This window comes from Olleya sp. KKT75, assembly GCF_055635485.1.
Genome location: NZ_CM145759.1, coordinates 2,047,582 through 2,063,916, shown reverse-complemented (window position 1 = coordinate 2,063,916; position 16,335 = coordinate 2,047,582). Strand labels below are relative to the sequence as shown.

At 32.2% G+C, this 16,335-nt stretch carries 22 protein-coding genes; 19 read left to right on the top strand and 3 right to left on the bottom strand.

The features are described 5' to 3' along the window. Positions 1–337: 337 nt before the first annotated feature. The 12 genes from ACZ2G2_RS09065 (at position 338) to ACZ2G2_RS09010 (ending at position 9,641) form a co-directional block, all read left to right on the top strand. On the top strand, positions 338–1,732 hold the full coding sequence (locus ACZ2G2_RS09065) for an anthranilate synthase component I family protein (protein WP_470391881.1): 1,395 nt from the start codon (positions 338–340) through the stop codon (positions 1,730–1,732). 84 nt (positions 1,733–1,816) lie between these two features. Beyond that, the gene (locus ACZ2G2_RS09060; protein ID WP_282068755.1) at positions 1,817–2,380 is read left to right on the top strand and encodes an anthranilate synthase component II; all 564 of its coding nucleotides are present in this window, start codon (positions 1,817–1,819) and stop codon (positions 2,378–2,380) included. A gap of 80 nt (positions 2,381–2,460) precedes the next feature. After that, the gene (trpD, locus tag ACZ2G2_RS09055; RefSeq protein ID WP_470391880.1) at positions 2,461–3,453 is read left to right on the top strand and encodes an anthranilate phosphoribosyltransferase; all 993 of its coding nucleotides are present in this window, start codon (positions 2,461–2,463) and stop codon (positions 3,451–3,453) included. After that, a complete protein-coding gene (trpC, locus tag ACZ2G2_RS09050) occupies positions 3,453–4,238 on the top strand; it encodes an indole-3-glycerol phosphate synthase TrpC (RefSeq protein ID WP_470391879.1) in 786 nt (261 codons plus the stop codon). The genes trpD and trpC overlap by 1 nt, the downstream gene beginning before the upstream one ends. A 4-nt stretch (positions 4,239–4,242) precedes the next feature. Continuing rightward, complete coding sequence (locus tag ACZ2G2_RS09045) at positions 4,243–4,878, top strand: phosphoribosylanthranilate isomerase (RefSeq protein WP_090841443.1); 636 nt, start codon at positions 4,243–4,245, stop codon at positions 4,876–4,878. Further along, positions 4,868–6,049, top strand: coding sequence for a tryptophan synthase subunit beta (gene trpB / locus ACZ2G2_RS09040; RefSeq protein ID WP_470391878.1), 1,182 nt, complete (start codon positions 4,868–4,870; stop codon positions 6,047–6,049). The genes ACZ2G2_RS09045 and trpB overlap by 11 nt, the downstream gene beginning before the upstream one ends. A 449-nt stretch (positions 6,050–6,498) precedes the next feature. Then, positions 6,499–7,263, top strand: a complete 765-nt coding sequence (gene trpA, locus ACZ2G2_RS09035; RefSeq protein ID WP_090841447.1) for a tryptophan synthase subunit alpha — start codon at positions 6,499–6,501, stop codon at positions 7,261–7,263. A gap of 12 nt (positions 7,264–7,275) precedes the next feature. Next, positions 7,276–7,737, top strand: a complete 462-nt coding sequence (locus tag ACZ2G2_RS09030) for a GNAT family N-acetyltransferase (protein WP_470391877.1) — start codon at positions 7,276–7,278, stop codon at positions 7,735–7,737. 105 nt (positions 7,738–7,842) lie between these two features. After that, a complete protein-coding gene (locus ACZ2G2_RS09025; protein ID WP_177183540.1) occupies positions 7,843–7,992 on the top strand; it encodes a hypothetical protein in 150 nt (49 codons plus the stop codon). Positions 7,993–8,050: 58 nt separating this feature from the next. Further along, positions 8,051–8,275 carry a hypothetical protein gene (locus ACZ2G2_RS09020; RefSeq protein WP_470391876.1) on the top strand — a complete coding sequence of 75 codons (225 nt, stop codon included), beginning with the start codon at positions 8,051–8,053 and terminating at the stop codon, positions 8,273–8,275. Next, positions 8,268–8,720 (top strand): tRNA (cytidine(34)-2'-O)-methyltransferase, encoded by a 453-nt coding sequence (locus ACZ2G2_RS09015; RefSeq protein ID WP_470391875.1) that lies wholly within the window; start codon positions 8,268–8,270, stop codon positions 8,718–8,720. The genes ACZ2G2_RS09020 and ACZ2G2_RS09015 overlap by 8 nt, the downstream gene beginning before the upstream one ends. A gap of 3 nt (positions 8,721–8,723) precedes the next feature. Further along, complete coding sequence (locus tag ACZ2G2_RS09010; RefSeq protein WP_470391874.1) at positions 8,724–9,641, top strand: YitT family protein; 918 nt, start codon at positions 8,724–8,726, stop codon at positions 9,639–9,641. A 2-nt stretch (positions 9,642–9,643) separates the two neighbouring features. Here the strand turns inward: ACZ2G2_RS09010 and ACZ2G2_RS09005 are convergent, their stop codons facing one another. The 3 genes from ACZ2G2_RS09005 to ACZ2G2_RS08995 are packed head-to-tail and all read right to left on the bottom strand — an operon-like array spanning position 9,644 to position 11,386. Further along, the gene (locus ACZ2G2_RS09005; protein ID WP_090841458.1) at positions 9,644–9,868 is read right to left on the bottom strand and encodes a VF530 family protein; all 225 of its coding nucleotides are present in this window, start codon (positions 9,866–9,868) and stop codon (positions 9,644–9,646) included. Beyond that, positions 9,868–10,083: a DUF6500 family protein gene (locus ACZ2G2_RS09000; RefSeq protein ID WP_090841461.1), complete on the bottom strand. Its 216-nt coding sequence runs from the start codon at positions 10,081–10,083 to the stop codon at positions 9,868–9,870. Before ACZ2G2_RS09000 ends, ACZ2G2_RS09005 begins: the two co-directional genes overlap by 1 nt. A gap of 7 nt (positions 10,084–10,090) precedes the next feature. After that, positions 10,091–11,386 carry a DEAD/DEAH box helicase gene (locus tag ACZ2G2_RS08995; protein WP_470391873.1) on the bottom strand — a complete coding sequence of 432 codons (1,296 nt, stop codon included), beginning with the start codon at positions 11,384–11,386 and terminating at the stop codon, positions 10,091–10,093. 256 nt (positions 11,387–11,642) lie between these two features. On the opposite strand from ACZ2G2_RS08995, the gene ACZ2G2_RS08990 reads away from it, so the two are divergent. The 7 genes from ACZ2G2_RS08990 to ACZ2G2_RS08960 all read left to right on the top strand — a co-directional run bounded on the left by ACZ2G2_RS08990 (position 11,643) and on the right by ACZ2G2_RS08960 (position 16,191). Then, entirely contained in the window at positions 11,643–12,197 is a 555-nt protein-coding gene (locus tag ACZ2G2_RS08990; RefSeq protein ID WP_470391872.1) for a hypothetical protein, read from the top strand. A gap of 65 nt (positions 12,198–12,262) precedes the next feature. Continuing rightward, positions 12,263–12,637, top strand: a complete 375-nt coding sequence (locus ACZ2G2_RS08985; protein WP_282068767.1) for a hypothetical protein — start codon at positions 12,263–12,265, stop codon at positions 12,635–12,637. Positions 12,638–12,655: 18 nt separating this feature from the next. Then, entirely contained in the window at positions 12,656–13,048 is a 393-nt protein-coding gene (locus ACZ2G2_RS08980; protein WP_470391871.1) for a VanZ family protein, read from the top strand. 265 nt (positions 13,049–13,313) lie between these two features. Then, on the top strand, positions 13,314–13,898 hold the full coding sequence (locus tag ACZ2G2_RS08975) for a hypothetical protein (protein WP_470391870.1): 585 nt from the start codon (positions 13,314–13,316) through the stop codon (positions 13,896–13,898). 177 nt (positions 13,899–14,075) lie between these two features. Beyond that, positions 14,076–14,453, top strand: coding sequence for a hypothetical protein (locus ACZ2G2_RS08970; protein WP_470391869.1), 378 nt, complete (start codon positions 14,076–14,078; stop codon positions 14,451–14,453). A 407-nt stretch (positions 14,454–14,860) separates the two neighbouring features. Further along, a complete protein-coding gene (locus ACZ2G2_RS08965) occupies positions 14,861–15,397 on the top strand; it encodes a DUF6933 domain-containing protein (RefSeq protein WP_281847723.1) in 537 nt (178 codons plus the stop codon). A 296-nt stretch (positions 15,398–15,693) separates the two neighbouring features. After that, the gene (locus ACZ2G2_RS08960) at positions 15,694–16,191 is read left to right on the top strand and encodes a hypothetical protein (RefSeq protein WP_470391868.1); all 498 of its coding nucleotides are present in this window, start codon (positions 15,694–15,696) and stop codon (positions 16,189–16,191) included. Positions 16,192–16,335 lie beyond the last annotated feature (144 nt).

The window sequence follows — 16,335 nt, the reverse complement described above, 5'->3', positions numbered from 1 at the left end:
ACGTTTCTTTAGTATATAGACGTGAAAAAATCCGAAATGTTACATTTTCACTCCTTAATTGCATAATTTGAAGCTAAAAAATTTGAAAAACTAAAATTTGATTTATATCTTTGAACTTTACAATAATTATGAACACAATATTAAATCATACTTGGTGGTGGAACTCTCGAAACTCAAACTTCGTGAACTAACCTATACGTATTATTTAAATAACTATACAAAAAGGCTTGTCATTCACGACAAGCCTTTTTTTTATTTTCTGAATTAGCTTCAGAAACAAACAACAAATTAATACTATCTCTTAAGTAAGAGGTACTGAAATAAATTCAACCAAAAAATGAAAACATTCAGTTTATACACACATTATAAAAAAATACTAGCAGACACTATTACTCCGGTAAGTATCTACTTAAAAATTAGAGATAAATATCCTAATAGTATTTTGTTAGAAAGTAGCGATTATCATGCCAACGACAATAGTTTTTCTTATATCTGTTTTAACCCAATTGCCTCTATTAAAGTAGATGATACGGCAATTACACAGACATTTCCTGATGGTAGTGAAATGAAAAACAAGGTGCGTAACGTAACCGAAATGATTCATAAATTCACCAAACGTTTTAAAGTTAAATCTGACGAAGATTTTAAATTTATAAACAATGGTATTTTTGGTTATACGGCTTATGATGCTGTAAAACATTTTGAAGATGTTCAGATTTCTAAAAAACCAAATTCGTTAGAAATACCTGATGTCTATTACGCAGTGTATCAAAATATAATTGCCATAAACCATTTTAAAAACGAAGCCTATATTTTTGCGCACTGTTTTGAAACAGAAAATAATATAGACGAAGTGTTACAACTAATTAGCTCTAAAAACTTTGCATCTTATAAGTTTGAAACAAATTCTGAAATAGAATCTAATCTAACCGATGACGAATATAAAGCACAAGTAGAATTAGCAAAACAACACTGTGCAAGAGGTGATGTGTTTCAATTAGTATTATCTAAAAAATTCTCTCAAGCTTTTAAAGGAGACGAGTTTAATGTGTATCGTGCCCTACGTAGTGTCAACCCGTCTCCATACCTTTTCTATTTTGATTACGGCGATTTTAAAATATTTGGAAGTTCTCCAGAAGCACAATTAGTGGTTATTAACGGTCAAGCCGAAATCCACCCAATAGCAGGAACATTTAAAAGAACAGGAAACGACGAAGAAGATCAAATACTAGCAAAAAAACTAGCACAGGATGCTAAAGAAAACGCAGAACATGTAATGTTAGTAGACTTAGCAAGAAATGATCTAAGTAGACATGGTAGCGAAGTAAAAGTTGTGACTTATAGAGAAGCCCAATTTTTCTCACATGTAATTCACTTAGTTAGTAAAGTTACAGGAAAGGTACATCAAGATACACCGACTATGCAAGTGGTTGCAGACACGTTTCCTGCAGGAACATTAAGTGGTGCTCCAAAACACAAAGCCATGCAGCTAATAGAAAAATACGAAAAAACAAGTCGTGGTTTTTATGGTGGCGCTATTGGTTTTATGGATTTTGATGGTAATTATAACCATGCCATTATGATCAGGACGTTTATGAGTAAAAATCATCAATTACATTGGCAAGCAGGTGCAGGATTGGTTTCAAAATCAAATCCAGAAAGCGAGCTGCAAGAAGTGTATAACAAACTTGGTGCTTTAACAACTGCCATTCAATTAGCAGAAGATATTTAATATCTAAACTAGCACATTGAATCATAAAAAAGGAATTGCAAATAAATAGTTTTCGCTTTAAGCGGAAATTAAAAAAGTATAAAAATGAAAGTACTAGTAATAGATAACTACGATAGTTTTACCTACAATTTAGTTCACTATCTTGAGGACTTAAATTGCGAAGTAACAGTAAAAAGAAACGATAAATTAACTTTAGAAGAAGTTGATGCTTTTGACAAAATAGTGCTATCTCCAGGTCCAGGAATACCGGATGAGGCAGGTCTTTTAAAAGCAATAATAAAAACTTACGCACCTACAAAAAGTATTTTAGGCGTTTGTTTAGGGCAACAAGCTATTGGAGAAGTGTTTGGAGGATCTTTAATTAATTTAGAAGAGGTATATCACGGAGTTGCTACAAATGTAGAGATTGTTGTGGATGATGAAGTCTTATTTAAAGGTATGGATAAAACTATCGAAGTAGGACGTTACCATTCATGGGTTGTTAACCCTGACTTACCAGAAGCTTTAGAAGCGACGTCTTTTGATAAAAACGGACAAGTTATGTCGTTAAGACATCGTGTTTATGATGTTAGAGGCGTACAATACCACCCAGAAAGTGTATTAACACCAAATGGAAAACAAATTTTAGAAAATTGGATCAATAGCTAATTATAATCGAACACAATACTTAAAATAGCTATTAAAACTTTAAAAAAGATCTCTTTAAAAACGAAGAGTAAATCATAGAAATGAAACAAATACTAAATAGATTAATAAATCAAGAAAGCATCTCTACAGAAGAGGCAAAACGCGTATTGGTTAATATATCATTAGGTCAATATAATCAAAGTCAAATTGCTTCTTTCCTAACCGTTTACATGATGCGTAGTATAACACTGGAAGAGCTTCAAGGCTTTCGTGATGCGCTATTAGAGTTATGTATCCCGGTAAACCTTTCGGATTTTGACCCTATCGATTTATGCGGAACTGGAGGAGACGGAAAAGACACATTTAACATCTCTACCTTAGCCTCTTTTATTACTGCAGGAGCCGGAGTAAACGTTGCTAAACATGGTAATTACGGAGTATCATCAGCTTCAGGATCTTCAAATGTAATGGAAGCTTTAGGCATTCATTTTTCTGATAAATCTGATTTCTTAAAATACTCTATTGAAAAAGCTGGCATCTGTGTGTTACACGCACCTTTGTTTCACCCAGCCATGAAAAACGTGGCACCAATACGTAAAGCATTAGGTGTTAAAACCTTTTTTAATATGCTCGGACCAATGGTAAATCCTGCATTTCCAAAAAACCAAATGGTTGGTGTTTTTAATTTAGAGTTACAACGTATCTATGGTTACTTATATCAAAACACAGATAAAAACTATAGTATCGTACACGCTCTAGATGGTTATGACGAAATATCTTTAACAGGAAATACAAAAATTATTTCTAACGCTTCGGAGACTATGTTAAGTCCATCAGATTTAGGATTAGAACAACTAGAACAATCAGACTTATTTGGAGGAGACACTGTTAAAGAAGCTGCTAAAATTTTCAAAAATATTATAAATGGAAAAGGTACAGACGCACAAAACAACGTGGTTTGTGCTAATGCAGGTTTAGCAATTGCAACAGCCAAACAAATATCACATTTAGAAGGTTATCAACTTGCTAAAGAAAGTTTAGAAAGTGGACGTGCAAAAATAAGTTTAGAAAAATTAATAGAATTAAGTAAGTAATGGATATTCTAACTAAAATAGTTAACGACAAACGTATTGAAGTTAACTTACGCAAGCAGTTAATACCAATCAAACAATTAGAACACTCTATTTTGTTTGAACGCGAGACTGTTTCACTTGCAAAAAAATTAAAAGAAAGCAGCACAGGTATCATTGCAGAGCATAAAAGACGTTCGCCATCAAAGCAAGTCATCAATCACGATTTAAATGTCTTTGATGTTGCTAAAGGTTATGAAGATGCTGGTGTTTGCGGAATGTCTGTTTTAACCGATGGGAAATATTTTGGAGGAAGTTTAGACGATTTACTAACTGCAAGAGCAAGTTGTAATTTACCTTTATTAAGAAAAGAATTTATAATAGATCCGTACCAAATTATTGAAGCTAAAGCTTATGGTGCAGATGTTATTTTATTAATTGCAGCAATCTTAACCAGAGAAGAAATTAAAACCTATTCAGAATTAGCTAAAAGTTTAAATCTTGATGTGCTTTTAGAAGTGCATAACCAAGACGAATTACATAAATCTATTATGCCAAGCTTAGATATGCTGGGTGTTAACAACCGTAATTTAAAAACCTTTGAGGTTAGTTTAGATACAAGCAAACAATTAAGTGATTTAATCCCTGACGATTTTGTAAAAGTATCGGAAAGCGGAATAAGCAATATCGAAGCCATAAAAACACTACAACCCTTTGGTTATAAAGGGTTTTTAATTGGCGAAAATTTTATGAAAACTGACAATGCTGGCTTAAGTGCCAAACAATTTATCAAAACATTAAACAACTAAGACTATGAAACTAAAAGTATGCGGAATGAAAAATGAAAACAACATCCTAGATGTTGCTGATCTTAATCCAAATTATATGGGTTTCATTTTTTACGAAAAATCATCGCGTTATTTTAACGGAGTCATTCCAGAATTACCAGAAAGCATCAAAAAAATTGGTGTTTTTGTAAATGCAACGTTTGAGTATATAAAAGGAAAAGTGGATAAGCATGACTTACAAGGGGTGCAATTACACGGTCAAGAAACACCAGAATTGTGTCAACGTTTAAAAGATTTAGACATTGCTGTAATCAAAGTGTTTTCTATAAAAAACCAATTTGACTTCTCTGTTTTAGAACCTTATGAGGATGTTTGTGACAATTATTTATTTGACACAAAAGGAAAAGAACCCGGAGGTAATGGTTACACCTTTAATTGGAATGTTTTAAAAAGCTACCCCTCTTCAAAACCTTACTTTTTAAGTGGCGGTATTGGATTAAACGAAGTAGATGCCATTCTTCTATTTTTAAAGAGGCCGGAATCTTACCTATGCTTTGGATTTGATTTAAATAGCAAATTCGAAACTGCAGCAGGATTAAAAGACACGACAAAACTTAACGATTTTAAACAAAAATTGATAGCACACAATTATGAGTTTTAATATTAACGACAAAGGATATTACGGAGATTTTGGAGGTGCATACATCCCAGAAATGCTATATCCAAACGTAGAAGAATTACGTCAAAACTATTTAAAAATAATGGCAGAACCGTCTTTTAAAGTGGAATTTGACTACTTATTAAAAGATTATGTTGGACGCCCTTCTCCTCTCTATTTTGCAAAACGCTTAAGCGAAAAATATAATACTAAAATCTACCTTAAACGCGAAGATTTAAACCATACAGGAGCACACAAAGTAAACAATACCATCGGTCAGATTTTAATGGCACAGCGTTTAGGTAAAACGCGTATTATAGCAGAAACTGGCGCTGGACAACATGGTGTTGCTACAGCAACTGTTTGTGCTTTAATGGGCATGGAATGCATTGTTTACATGGGCGAAATTGATATTGCACGCCAAGCACCAAACGTGGCAAGAATGAAAATGTTAGGCGCAGAAGTACGTCCAGCATTATCAGGAAGTCGCACCTTAAAAGATGCCACTAACGAGGCCATTAGAGATTGGATTAATAACCCAGTAAACACACATTACATTATTGGTAGTGTTGTTGGACCGCACCCTTACCCAGATATGGTCGCACGTTTTCAATCTGTAGTCTCTGAAGAAATTAAATGGCAATTAAAAGACAAAGAAGGACGCGAAAAACCAGACTATGTCATTGCTTGTGTAGGTGGTGGTAGTAATGCAGCAGGTGCTTTTTACCATTATTTAGATGACACAGACGTTAAATTAGTAGCAGTAGAAGCTGCCGGAAAAGGGATTTATTCTGGAGAGAGTGCAGCAACGTCGGTATTAGGAAAAGAAGGCATTATTCACGGAAGTAAAACCCTATTAATGCAAACGCAAGATGGACAGATTACAGAGCCTTATTCGATTTCTGCAGGATTAGATTATCCAGGTGTTGGGCCAATGCATGCTAACTTGTATACCACTGGTCGTGCCGAGTTTATCTCAATTACCGATGATCAAGCTATGAAAGCTGGATTAGAATTAAGTCAGTTAGAAGGGATTATTCCAGCAATCGAAAGTTCGCATGCATTTGCCATTTTCGAAAACAAAAAATTTAATCCAGAAGACATCGTCGTAATTAATTTATCAGGACGTGGTGATAAAGATTTACAAAATTATATCGACTATTTTAAACTGTAATATTTGGGCGTTACCACAAGGGTCAGGCTTTCAATGCTCGCGCTCTGTGAGGCGCTCAAACAAACCTTTTCAAACCTTTAGGTTCACGAAATCAATATTTTAAAATATTAATCTGTGAGTAATCCTCAACGCGGGAGAGCTATATAGTTAGCAAAATAATGAGAATTTAAGACAAGTTAAGTATCAAAAATTAAACAAAGCTAGCAATAGAAAAAGTCCCTAATCAATTCGCAGAATTGAACGCCAAGGCGAAGAATAAATAAAGAAAAGCTCCGAAAACAGGAGAACATAGTTCGACGCGGAGTTTTCGTATTGGTTTCAGTTTGTAAAACTGAAAATTCCTTGGCTTGGATGTCTTTTTTTGGTTCGTTTTTTGGACAAGCAAAAAATGAATATAGATAAATTTAAAAAACTGCATTAGTGCAAACAAAAAATAAATTCATTTAAAAATGAACAGAATAAATCAAAAACTAAAAGAAGATAAAAAGCTGTTAAGCATATACTTCTCTGCAGGTTACCCAACACTAAACGATACGGTTTCAATAATTCAAAACCTTGAACAAAACGGAGTTGATATGATTGAAATTGGGCTTCCATTTAGTGACCCTTTAGCAGATGGGCCAACCATACAAGCTAGTTCTACGCAAGCTTTAAAAAACGGAATGACAACAGACACGTTATTCACCCAACTAAAAGACATTAGAAAAACAGTATCAATACCATTAATAATCATGGGTTATTTTAACCCAATGTTACAATATGGGGTTGAAGCATTTTGCAAAAAATGCCAAGAGACCGGTATTGACGGATTAATAATTCCTGATTTACCAGTAGATGTCTACAATGACCAATACAAAGCAACATTTGAAAAGTACGGTTTAATAAATGTATTTTTAATTACACCACAGACTAGTGTGGAACGCATCAACTTTATAGACTCTATTTCAAACGGATTTATTTACATGGTAAGTAGCGCTAGCGTAACAGGTGGTAATTCTGGTTTTGGAACAACACAAACAGATTACTTTAAGCGTATTGCAGATATGAAGTTAAACAACCCTCAAATTGTAGGTTTCGGTATTTCTGATAACAAAACGTTTACTCAAGCAACACAATATGCAAAAGGAGCCATTATTGGAAGTGCATTTATAAAACACTTAACCACTAACGGTAACGCCAAAATAAAAGAATTTACGGATACTATATTAAATTAAAAAGTAACACCTATGGCAACGATTACGTTTAGAGAAGCAACATTGGAGGACAAACCAGTGTTATTACAATTTGAACAACAACTTATTGCCTACGAGCGTCCTTTTGACAGTATTTTAAAAGCCGATTGTACGTATTATGACCTTGACTTTTTAATACAATCAAAAGACGCTAAATTAATCGTTGCTACAGTTAACAGTATGCCTATCGCTTCAGGCTATGCCAAAATTGTAAAAGCAAAGCCCTATCACAAAATTACAGAATACACCTATATGGGTTTTATGTATGTCGATCCAAAATTTAGAGGTCAAGGTGTGATTCAAAATATAATTGAACACTTAAAACAATGGTCTATTAGTATCGGTATTTTTGAAACTAGATTAGAAGTATACAGCGATAATACCTCAGCGATTAAAGCCTATGAAAAAAAAGGGTTTAAAAATAGGATGATCGAAATGAAAATGGATCTTAAATAATCCTTTAAGAGAGTTTAACAGTTAGTGACATTAGTTTAACTATCCCTTGTGACACAGTAGCATATGTAAATACTATCTTTATTAAGAACCAAAAAATTATAAATTATGGGAATGATAAAAGATAGAAAGAAATTTAAAACAACGGTTAGACAAACCAATCCAACTAACCCTACAGGAAACACAAAAAGGGAGACTAACGATTTTGATATTGATAGTGCGACCATTAAAAAACAGCAAAATAAAACCAATAGCTAAACCGATTTAGTTTAGTTATTAAATGCCTATTCAGTATATTTGAATAGGCATTTTTTTTATGAAACTACTTAACGACTTCCGACTAATTGCATTACTATGTTTAACCTTAGGCCTAGCTCCTTTTTTTCCAGAACCTCATCTTTGGGGTAAATTAAAATGGATTGCAGGAGGCGTAACAGGTATGCAACCTAAAGATTGGTTTGATGTGCTACTACATGGGTTTCCTTGGGTGCTTTTAATTAGAGTAATAATTGTAAAATTAACATCAAAAAACAATGCTTAATATCGTTTTAATAGAACCAGAAATCCCTAACAACACTGGAAACATTGGTAGACTAGCGCTAGCTTCTGGCGGTACGTTACACTTGGTTAAACCTTTTGGATTTGAACTAAGTGACAAACGTTTAAAACGTGCAGGATTAGACTATTGGAAACATTTAAATGTTGTTATGTACGACTCAGTAGATGACTTTTTTAGAATAAACAAAGACGCTGATTTTGCGTTCTTTTCTAGTCACGGAACTAAATCCCATTGGGACATCCCGTTTAAAGACAACCAGTTTTTAGTTTTCGGTAAAGAATCCGCTGGACTTGGAAGCGCTATAATAGAAAAGCATAAAGATTCACTTTATAAAATCCCTTTGTATAGTGAGCATATAAGAAGTTTAAACCTGGCAAACGCTGTTGGGATTATTGTTTATGAAGGCTTAAGAAAACTACAGCTATAAGCTATGGATTCAAGAAAACGAAAAATAACAAAATCACTTTCAGAATACGCACAAATTGCACTCGGAATTGTATTAGCAAGTATTGGATTAAAAGCCTTTTTACTTCCTAATGGATTCTTAGATGGTGGTGTTACCGGAATTGCATTATTAATAAACAGATTAGTACATATCAATATTTCCTTACTACTAGTACTGTTTAGTATTCCGTTTTTAATTATTGGTTATTTTACGGTCTCTAAAAGGATTATTCTAAAGTCAGTCATTAGCATTTTAGGACTTGCACTATTTATTCACTTTGAAAATTTTGAAATCATAACAGAAGACAAATTTCTAATCTCCATATTTGGTGGATTATTCTTAGGATCTGGTATTGGAATTGCCATTAGAAATGGGTGTGTTTTAGATGGGTCAGAAATTTTGGGTGTCTTTATAAATGACCGTTTTGGAATAAGTATTGGTAAAGTAATTTTACTATTTAATGTGATCTTATTTACTATTACCGCTTTTGTAATTTCAAAAGAAATAGCCATGTACTCTATACTAACTTATATTGTAACTGCTAAAGTTACAGATATGGTTATTGAAGGGTTTGAAGATTTTATAGGGGTGTCCATTGTGTCTAAAGATTCTGACAAAATAAAAGTCGAAATTATTAAAGAACTAGGTACAGGAATGACCATTTACAAAGGAAAAAGAGGCTTTATTAACCAAGGCGAAACGGAAGATATAGATATCATACACACTATTATAAACCGTATTGATATAAAAAAAATGTATCGTATTATATCCAATATAGATGAAGATGCCTTTATTGTAGAGTTTGACGTAAACAATGTCAAAGGAGGTGTATTAAGACGATATTTAGACAGAAAAAAAGGCGTAAACTCAGCTAAATTCTTATCAGAAACACCAATGCAATAAGCTTACTTATTATTCTTTAAATACTTTAAATACATGTTTTCTACCTTAGTTCTAGCCCAAGGTGTACGACGTAAAAATTTTAAACTAGATTTAATTGAAGGGTTATCTGTAAAACATTTAATTTTTATAACATGACCCATGTACTCCCAACCATAATGCGATTCTAAATCCGTTATGATCTGTTCTAGTTTTATACCGTGTAAAGGATTGTTTTTTTGTGTTTCCACTAGATATTTTCTATTAAGCTTTTAATTTTTACTGCTTTCTCAAAATGATCCAATTTATTAGTTTGTATCCACCACGTGGCAGCTTCCATTAACAACTCGGGATCATCATTTTTATTTTTAAAAAAAGCATAAAAAGAGACTCCAACGGAGTCTCCTTTTTGCGCAATTTTCTTATTGCAAACTTCTATTATTTTATCTTTTAAAGCAAGTGTCATAAACAAATTAGCGTCTACTATCGCTATTTCTACTTTTAGATTTAGTTCTATTACGACCTCCAGAGTTTGAAGACGCGTTACCACCTCTTGACTTACCCTTATCGCCTTTAGGCTTATTATTTCTAGGCTGTCTATTTTGACCAGGTTTAATTGGCGCAGTAGATGCATTTGGATCAGGTTCAAACCCTTCCATAATCTCTACTGGTAATTTCATACCAATTAACTTTTGAATATCTCTTAAAAAAGTCGTTTCGTCAGCACTTACTAAACTTATCGCTTCCCCATTAGCTCCTGCACGACCAGTACGACCGATACGGTGTACATAATCTTCAGAAATATTAGGAATTTCAAAGTTAATAACGTGTGGTAATAAAGGTATGTCTAAACCACGTGCAGCAATATCAGTAGCTACTAACACACTAATACTTCCACTTTTAAAACCAGCTAAGGCTTTAGTACGTGCCCCTTGACTTTTATTACCATGGATTGCAGCAGCCTTAATACCTGCTTTAATCATTTTTTCTACTAACTTATTAGCACCATGCTTAGTTCTGTTAAAAACTAACACTTGTTTCCAATTACCATCAGTAATTAACTTGATGATTAGATCTGTTTTTTTAGCTTTAGCAACACGATATACTTTTTGTGTAATAGCATCAACAGTTGTATTTTCTGGAGTAGCTTCTACTTGTACCGGGCGATTTAAAATCCCGTTAGCCAGTTTTCTAATATCTTTAGAAAACGTTGCAGAGAACATTAAATTTTGACGTTTGTCTGGCATTAACTTCATTACACGTTCTATATCGCGTAAAAACCCCATGTCTAACATACGGTCAGCTTCATCTAAAACAAAAATCTCAACACGTTTTAAAGATAATAAGCCTTGGCTTTCTAAATCTATTAAACGTCCTGGAGTTGCTACCAACACATCAATACCTTGACGGATTGTTGCTGCTTGAGGTTTTTGATTAACACCTCCAAAAATTACAGCACTACGTAAGTTTAAAAACTCACTGTACTCTTTTACATTGGCATATACCTGTGCTGCTAACTCACGTGTTGGAGTTAATATTAGCGCACGTATAGGTCTGTACTTTTCTTTCGGGTTTTCCGATAAAATATGTAATAATGGTAATGTAAAACCTGCTGTTTTACCTGTTCCAGTTTGCGCCGAAGCCAACACATCGTGTCCCGCTAATACTGGCGGAATGGCTTTTTGTTGAATTGGACTTGGTGTTGTGTATCCTTTTTTACTAATCGCTTTTAGTAAGGCTTCAGATAGGCCTAAAGATTGAAATGACATAAATACTGTTTATCGAGATAATCACTATTTAGTTAGGTTATCTCTTTTAATTTGATGCAAAGGTACTGTTAAATTATGGTTTTAATATTTTAATTGGGTTTTGTTTAAGGTTTAGGTATTTCAATTTGTCAGAAAAATAGGCTAAATTCGTGTGAGCTTGGATAAGATTCTATAAACCAACATCATATTCGCAATCCAATATATTAAACATTTACAACAACACTAACATTACAAAATATTAAATAAAACTTGCGAAATGATAAAATTTAATGAAATAGAAATCTTAAAAATACTATATATAATTATAGCATATTTTGTTATTAGAGAATTCGATAATTATCAATTAATCCTAGTTTTACTTTTTTTACCTTATTTATCATCATCAATATTAGCATATAAAAAATTTGAAAATATTACTAGAAGCAAATCTTATGTTATGCTATCTAAGGGTAATTTCGACTTTTGGAATATTGGATTCGCTGGATTAATAGCTGTCTTTTGTTTAAGTCAATTGAATATTTATACTGGAATACTTTTTTTTTCGACTCTAATCTATTTATTCTTTGAATACACAGTTTCAAAACGAAGAATAATATCGATAAATGAAAGCGGAATTGATGAACTCGGAAAAAATAAATACAGAAAACTTAACGAAGTTACTTCTTTTAATATTTATCCAAATAACGTTGAAATTAGATTTAATAAGTCTGAGATATTACAAATTAACAAAAATGAGTTAGTACACCCAAACTGGGAAGATTTTGTAGAAAGAATTGTGTATATAAAAACGTATGCTAATCTAGACTCTTAAATACTAAATCACGTTAGAAAACATTTAAATCGAACTGCAAAAGCAACAATGATAATTGAATAAAAATGAGTAAAAATTTAAAAACACTATTGACTTGGTTACCTTCTTTAGTAATAACATTGTTTTTTATACCAAATGCTTTAGACAAAATACTTAACTCCAATCAAACGGACAAAATTGTTGCAAATAGTACTATAATGATTACTACTGGAATATTTCTTTTAATATCGACAATATTGTTCTTGTACAATAAGACAATACTAATCGGAGCTACTCTTTTAGCTTTGTATATGACTTTTATAGTGTTTATTCATATGTATAAAGGAAAACCTTATGAAGTGACAATTTTGATTGTGATGGCAACTATTTTCGCTGCATATATTAGAAAGCCAAAATATTTCATCAAAGCAAAAAATAAAAAAGATTTAACGCCTGAATAACTACCTAAGTAGTAAATAATGAAATTTATACCCTTAATTATTATAAGTCTTATTAGTATCGTTTATGCGATTTATTCCAAAGATAATGAAGCACCTTTCATATTTGATAATTTTGAACTCCGCAGTTCAATCAATTTTGATAACCTATTAAATTCTTTATTTAAATGGAAACATATTCTTCACTACATAATCACCTATTGGTTAGGTCTATATGCTTATGGTAAAAATGAGCATAAAAAAGTGATTCTATTCTGTTTGGTTCTTGGTTTTCTCATTGAAATTCTTCAAGGCTTTGCACCAACAAGAGGAGGATCATTGACTGATATAGCACCGAATATTTTGGGAATACTAATTGGATATGCAACTTCTACTGCTTTGAAGTTTAAGAAAAGAAAAAAAAACAAATATTAACTTGACTTTATTTTGAAATTAATATTGACTTGATTAGTGGTAATAAAAAACGATTTGCCAACAATGTATAAAAAACATAGGGCATTTATATTAGACCAAAAGGTCCGTCAATAATAACAAAGTCCGCTAAATATAAACTTTGACATTTATAGACGAAAAATAAAAGCAAACTATTTATATTTAGCTAAGTAATAACCCGAACCGAAAGTGCTTATTTACTGCCCTACGTTTCTTATGCGAGACGCAGTGGTGCATTTGAGAAACTATGAGAAAAACGATTATATTAATTGGAATAATTTTATTTGTAAGTTGTAAAACTGAAAATAATAAACCTGAAAAACTCACTTCTGAAATACCTGAAGTAAATGACCAATTTCAGAATTTTATTGACCAATTTCCTGAAATTAAATTACCAATAAAAATTAAAGGTTGCGAAGACGATTTTCAACCATTAACGGAACTGAACAAGGAAATAAGCTCACCTTTTGAAAAGGAACCATATTATGTTTTTGGAAAGATTCCGACAAATGGAAATTATGTTGCGACAATTACTCTTGGAGCAGCAGATTGTTTTTTACCAATATTGACAACCTATAAATTAAACGGAGAAAGAATTGACTCAAAAACTATTGCAATTGGTGGTTGCGGACAAGGACCTTGTTCTGAATGCGAAGAACTTATGGAAATTGATCAAGAGTTTAATATTTATACTGCAAATAATTTAAAGTATTCCGATTGTGATGAAAATTATGAAGAAATAGCAGGAACTGAAAAAAAAGAAATAATTTATAAAAGTGGAAAACTAACAAGAAAAGGAATAATCGAATTAACTAACGAACTGAAAAAATAAAAGAGACACTAATACATCGTATAAATAATGGGTAGTTTAGTGCTTAATTAAGAGTTCGTGTATTTTTGTTACTTCTGATTTTGCTTCAGAAAATCCTAGCACACAAAATCGCACTATTCCTAATACGTAACCGTTGTGTGTAATTTGAGAAACCCAATTTAACCGAAAAACTAACGAATGAATTATCGGATTTTGATGCTTACTTTTATCCTTTTCGGATGTAAAAATAATCGGGAAAAACCACCGACTTTAGAGTTGAATGAACCAATCTTTACTGCATGTGATTCAGTAAGTAAAAAAGCTATAACCGACTTTAAAAATGGAATTCGAGAATATGATATACTCGGAACTGTTGAAGTGACTGATTTTGAGCAATTTTACTGGAAATATATGGAAGAAAAATATAAGATTATAATTAAAGCAAATGACCAACCTTCACTCATAGAAGAATGTTATGCGGAATCAATGAACGATGAAGTTGAAAAAGAATATGGCGAAGACTTTATTGACAGAACAATTAATGAAGCGCGAATTGAATATAAAAGATTGAATTAAAAAAACTACACACAACAATGTATAAAAATAATCGATCAATTTTGGGCTTAACCAAAGGTCGTTGCAAGTTTACTACGTTTGATTTTCCTGCGGAAAATCCTAGCACGCAAACACGCTACTACTCTTAAACATAAACACTAGCAAATATAAATAAGGCTTAGTGTAAAGGATGCCCCTTATCATACATTAAGTACTGATAAATATTTTACTTAAAACTTTAACCATAAAGTTACTTGTGCTTTTCTACCATCTCCTAGTATACCTTTGTCAGACCATGTAGTGCTTTGATTAGTAACCCAAGGTATATTATTTGTAACTTCGCTTACCCAAACGCATTAAAAAGCACTTGATTACTTTTAAACGGTGCAGTACAAGTTTGAGATAAATGATAATTTGAAATTTAAATAATGGCAATAATATACTGTACCCAAAAATTTGAAACTGTAGTTGGTAAATCACGTATAGTTAAATCGGATAAATCTTCTCCTCTTGGTAACTGGAACGCTAATGTGTTTATGGTTAACAAGAAAAATTGTGTAATACTAATGAATGATGTTTCTTATTATTCTGTGATTTTAATTGATTTTAAAAAAATTGATTTAATGAATTTCCATGAAGTATTCGCTGAGCGCTTTCTTAAGCAATTGGAAAATGATGAGATAACGGTTCCTTCTGGATTTACAGACAAAATCACGAAAGAGTTACAGCCTGTTTTTTTAACTACCAATAATAACAGAAAGGTATTGGGTGCTATACAGGATGCCACCCTTGATATGAAGCTTTATATTACCGAAGACTATAGTGACAATATTGAGAATATTGACGTTGACGAATTGAATTCCAATATTAATGAAAAGATTTTAAGCGTTCTTGGTAAAAAGAAACGTGGTTATGGGTATCCTAATGATGCAATGCAGGAATTGTTGAATAAGTTTTGTAAGTAGCAGATTGGTATTGCGTTTTAAATCTTGTTTATAAAAAAGTAATAGCGCTCAATGCTGTAATTTGGATCCTGCTTGGTTGTGCGTTACTGTAAAGAGGAAAATAATATATAGTCATTAAAATAAAAAATAAAACATTTGCCAACAATGTATAAAACAACTACTCGATTTTGGGCTTAACCAAAGGTAGTTACTAGTTTATTACGTATGATTTTCCTACCGAAAATCCGCGCATACAAAAACGCCACTAACCGTACACAAAACCATTACGTTTTATGTATTAACACCAAAATTAAAAATTGAAAAAGAAAGAGATCTTTTGGTTTATTGGAACGACAATTCTCGTACTAATATTAAACACGCTAATTTTTGGAATTAACGGATTAAACGCTGACACCACACTTGATATAAATATTCATGATACTTATTTTATAATTCCGAATTATCATTTCATTATTTTACTGGGTGTTTTAGTGTTTTTTGGTGTTTATTTGGTTAGAACATTACGCAGCAATTTTAAAAATCTGACTGCAAATCTAATTGTAATGATTGCGACACTACTTCTAATTTTAGTACTAATCGGTCTTGATTCAATTTTAGATGCTTTTATCACACAAACCACAAGTTGGAGCATTTATCCGCCTTTAAGTGCTGGAGAAGTTGAACAAGAAATTAAACCAAAAGAAAATAATTTAGGCATATTATCAAGTGCTCTTTTCTATACCCAAATAGTCTTACTGATGTTCCTCGCCTTCTGTGGGTTTAAAACTGGCCAGAATTATAAGCCGAATACATAAGAACACAACACCGTTTAAAATTAATTAGTGTTTTTAAGACTACTTACAACCTTGTTTTAATAACAATCTATCTGTATTTAATACAACTCTTTGTTTTTGTTAAAACTATTTTACAAAATTGAGGAAAACCGTAATATTACTACA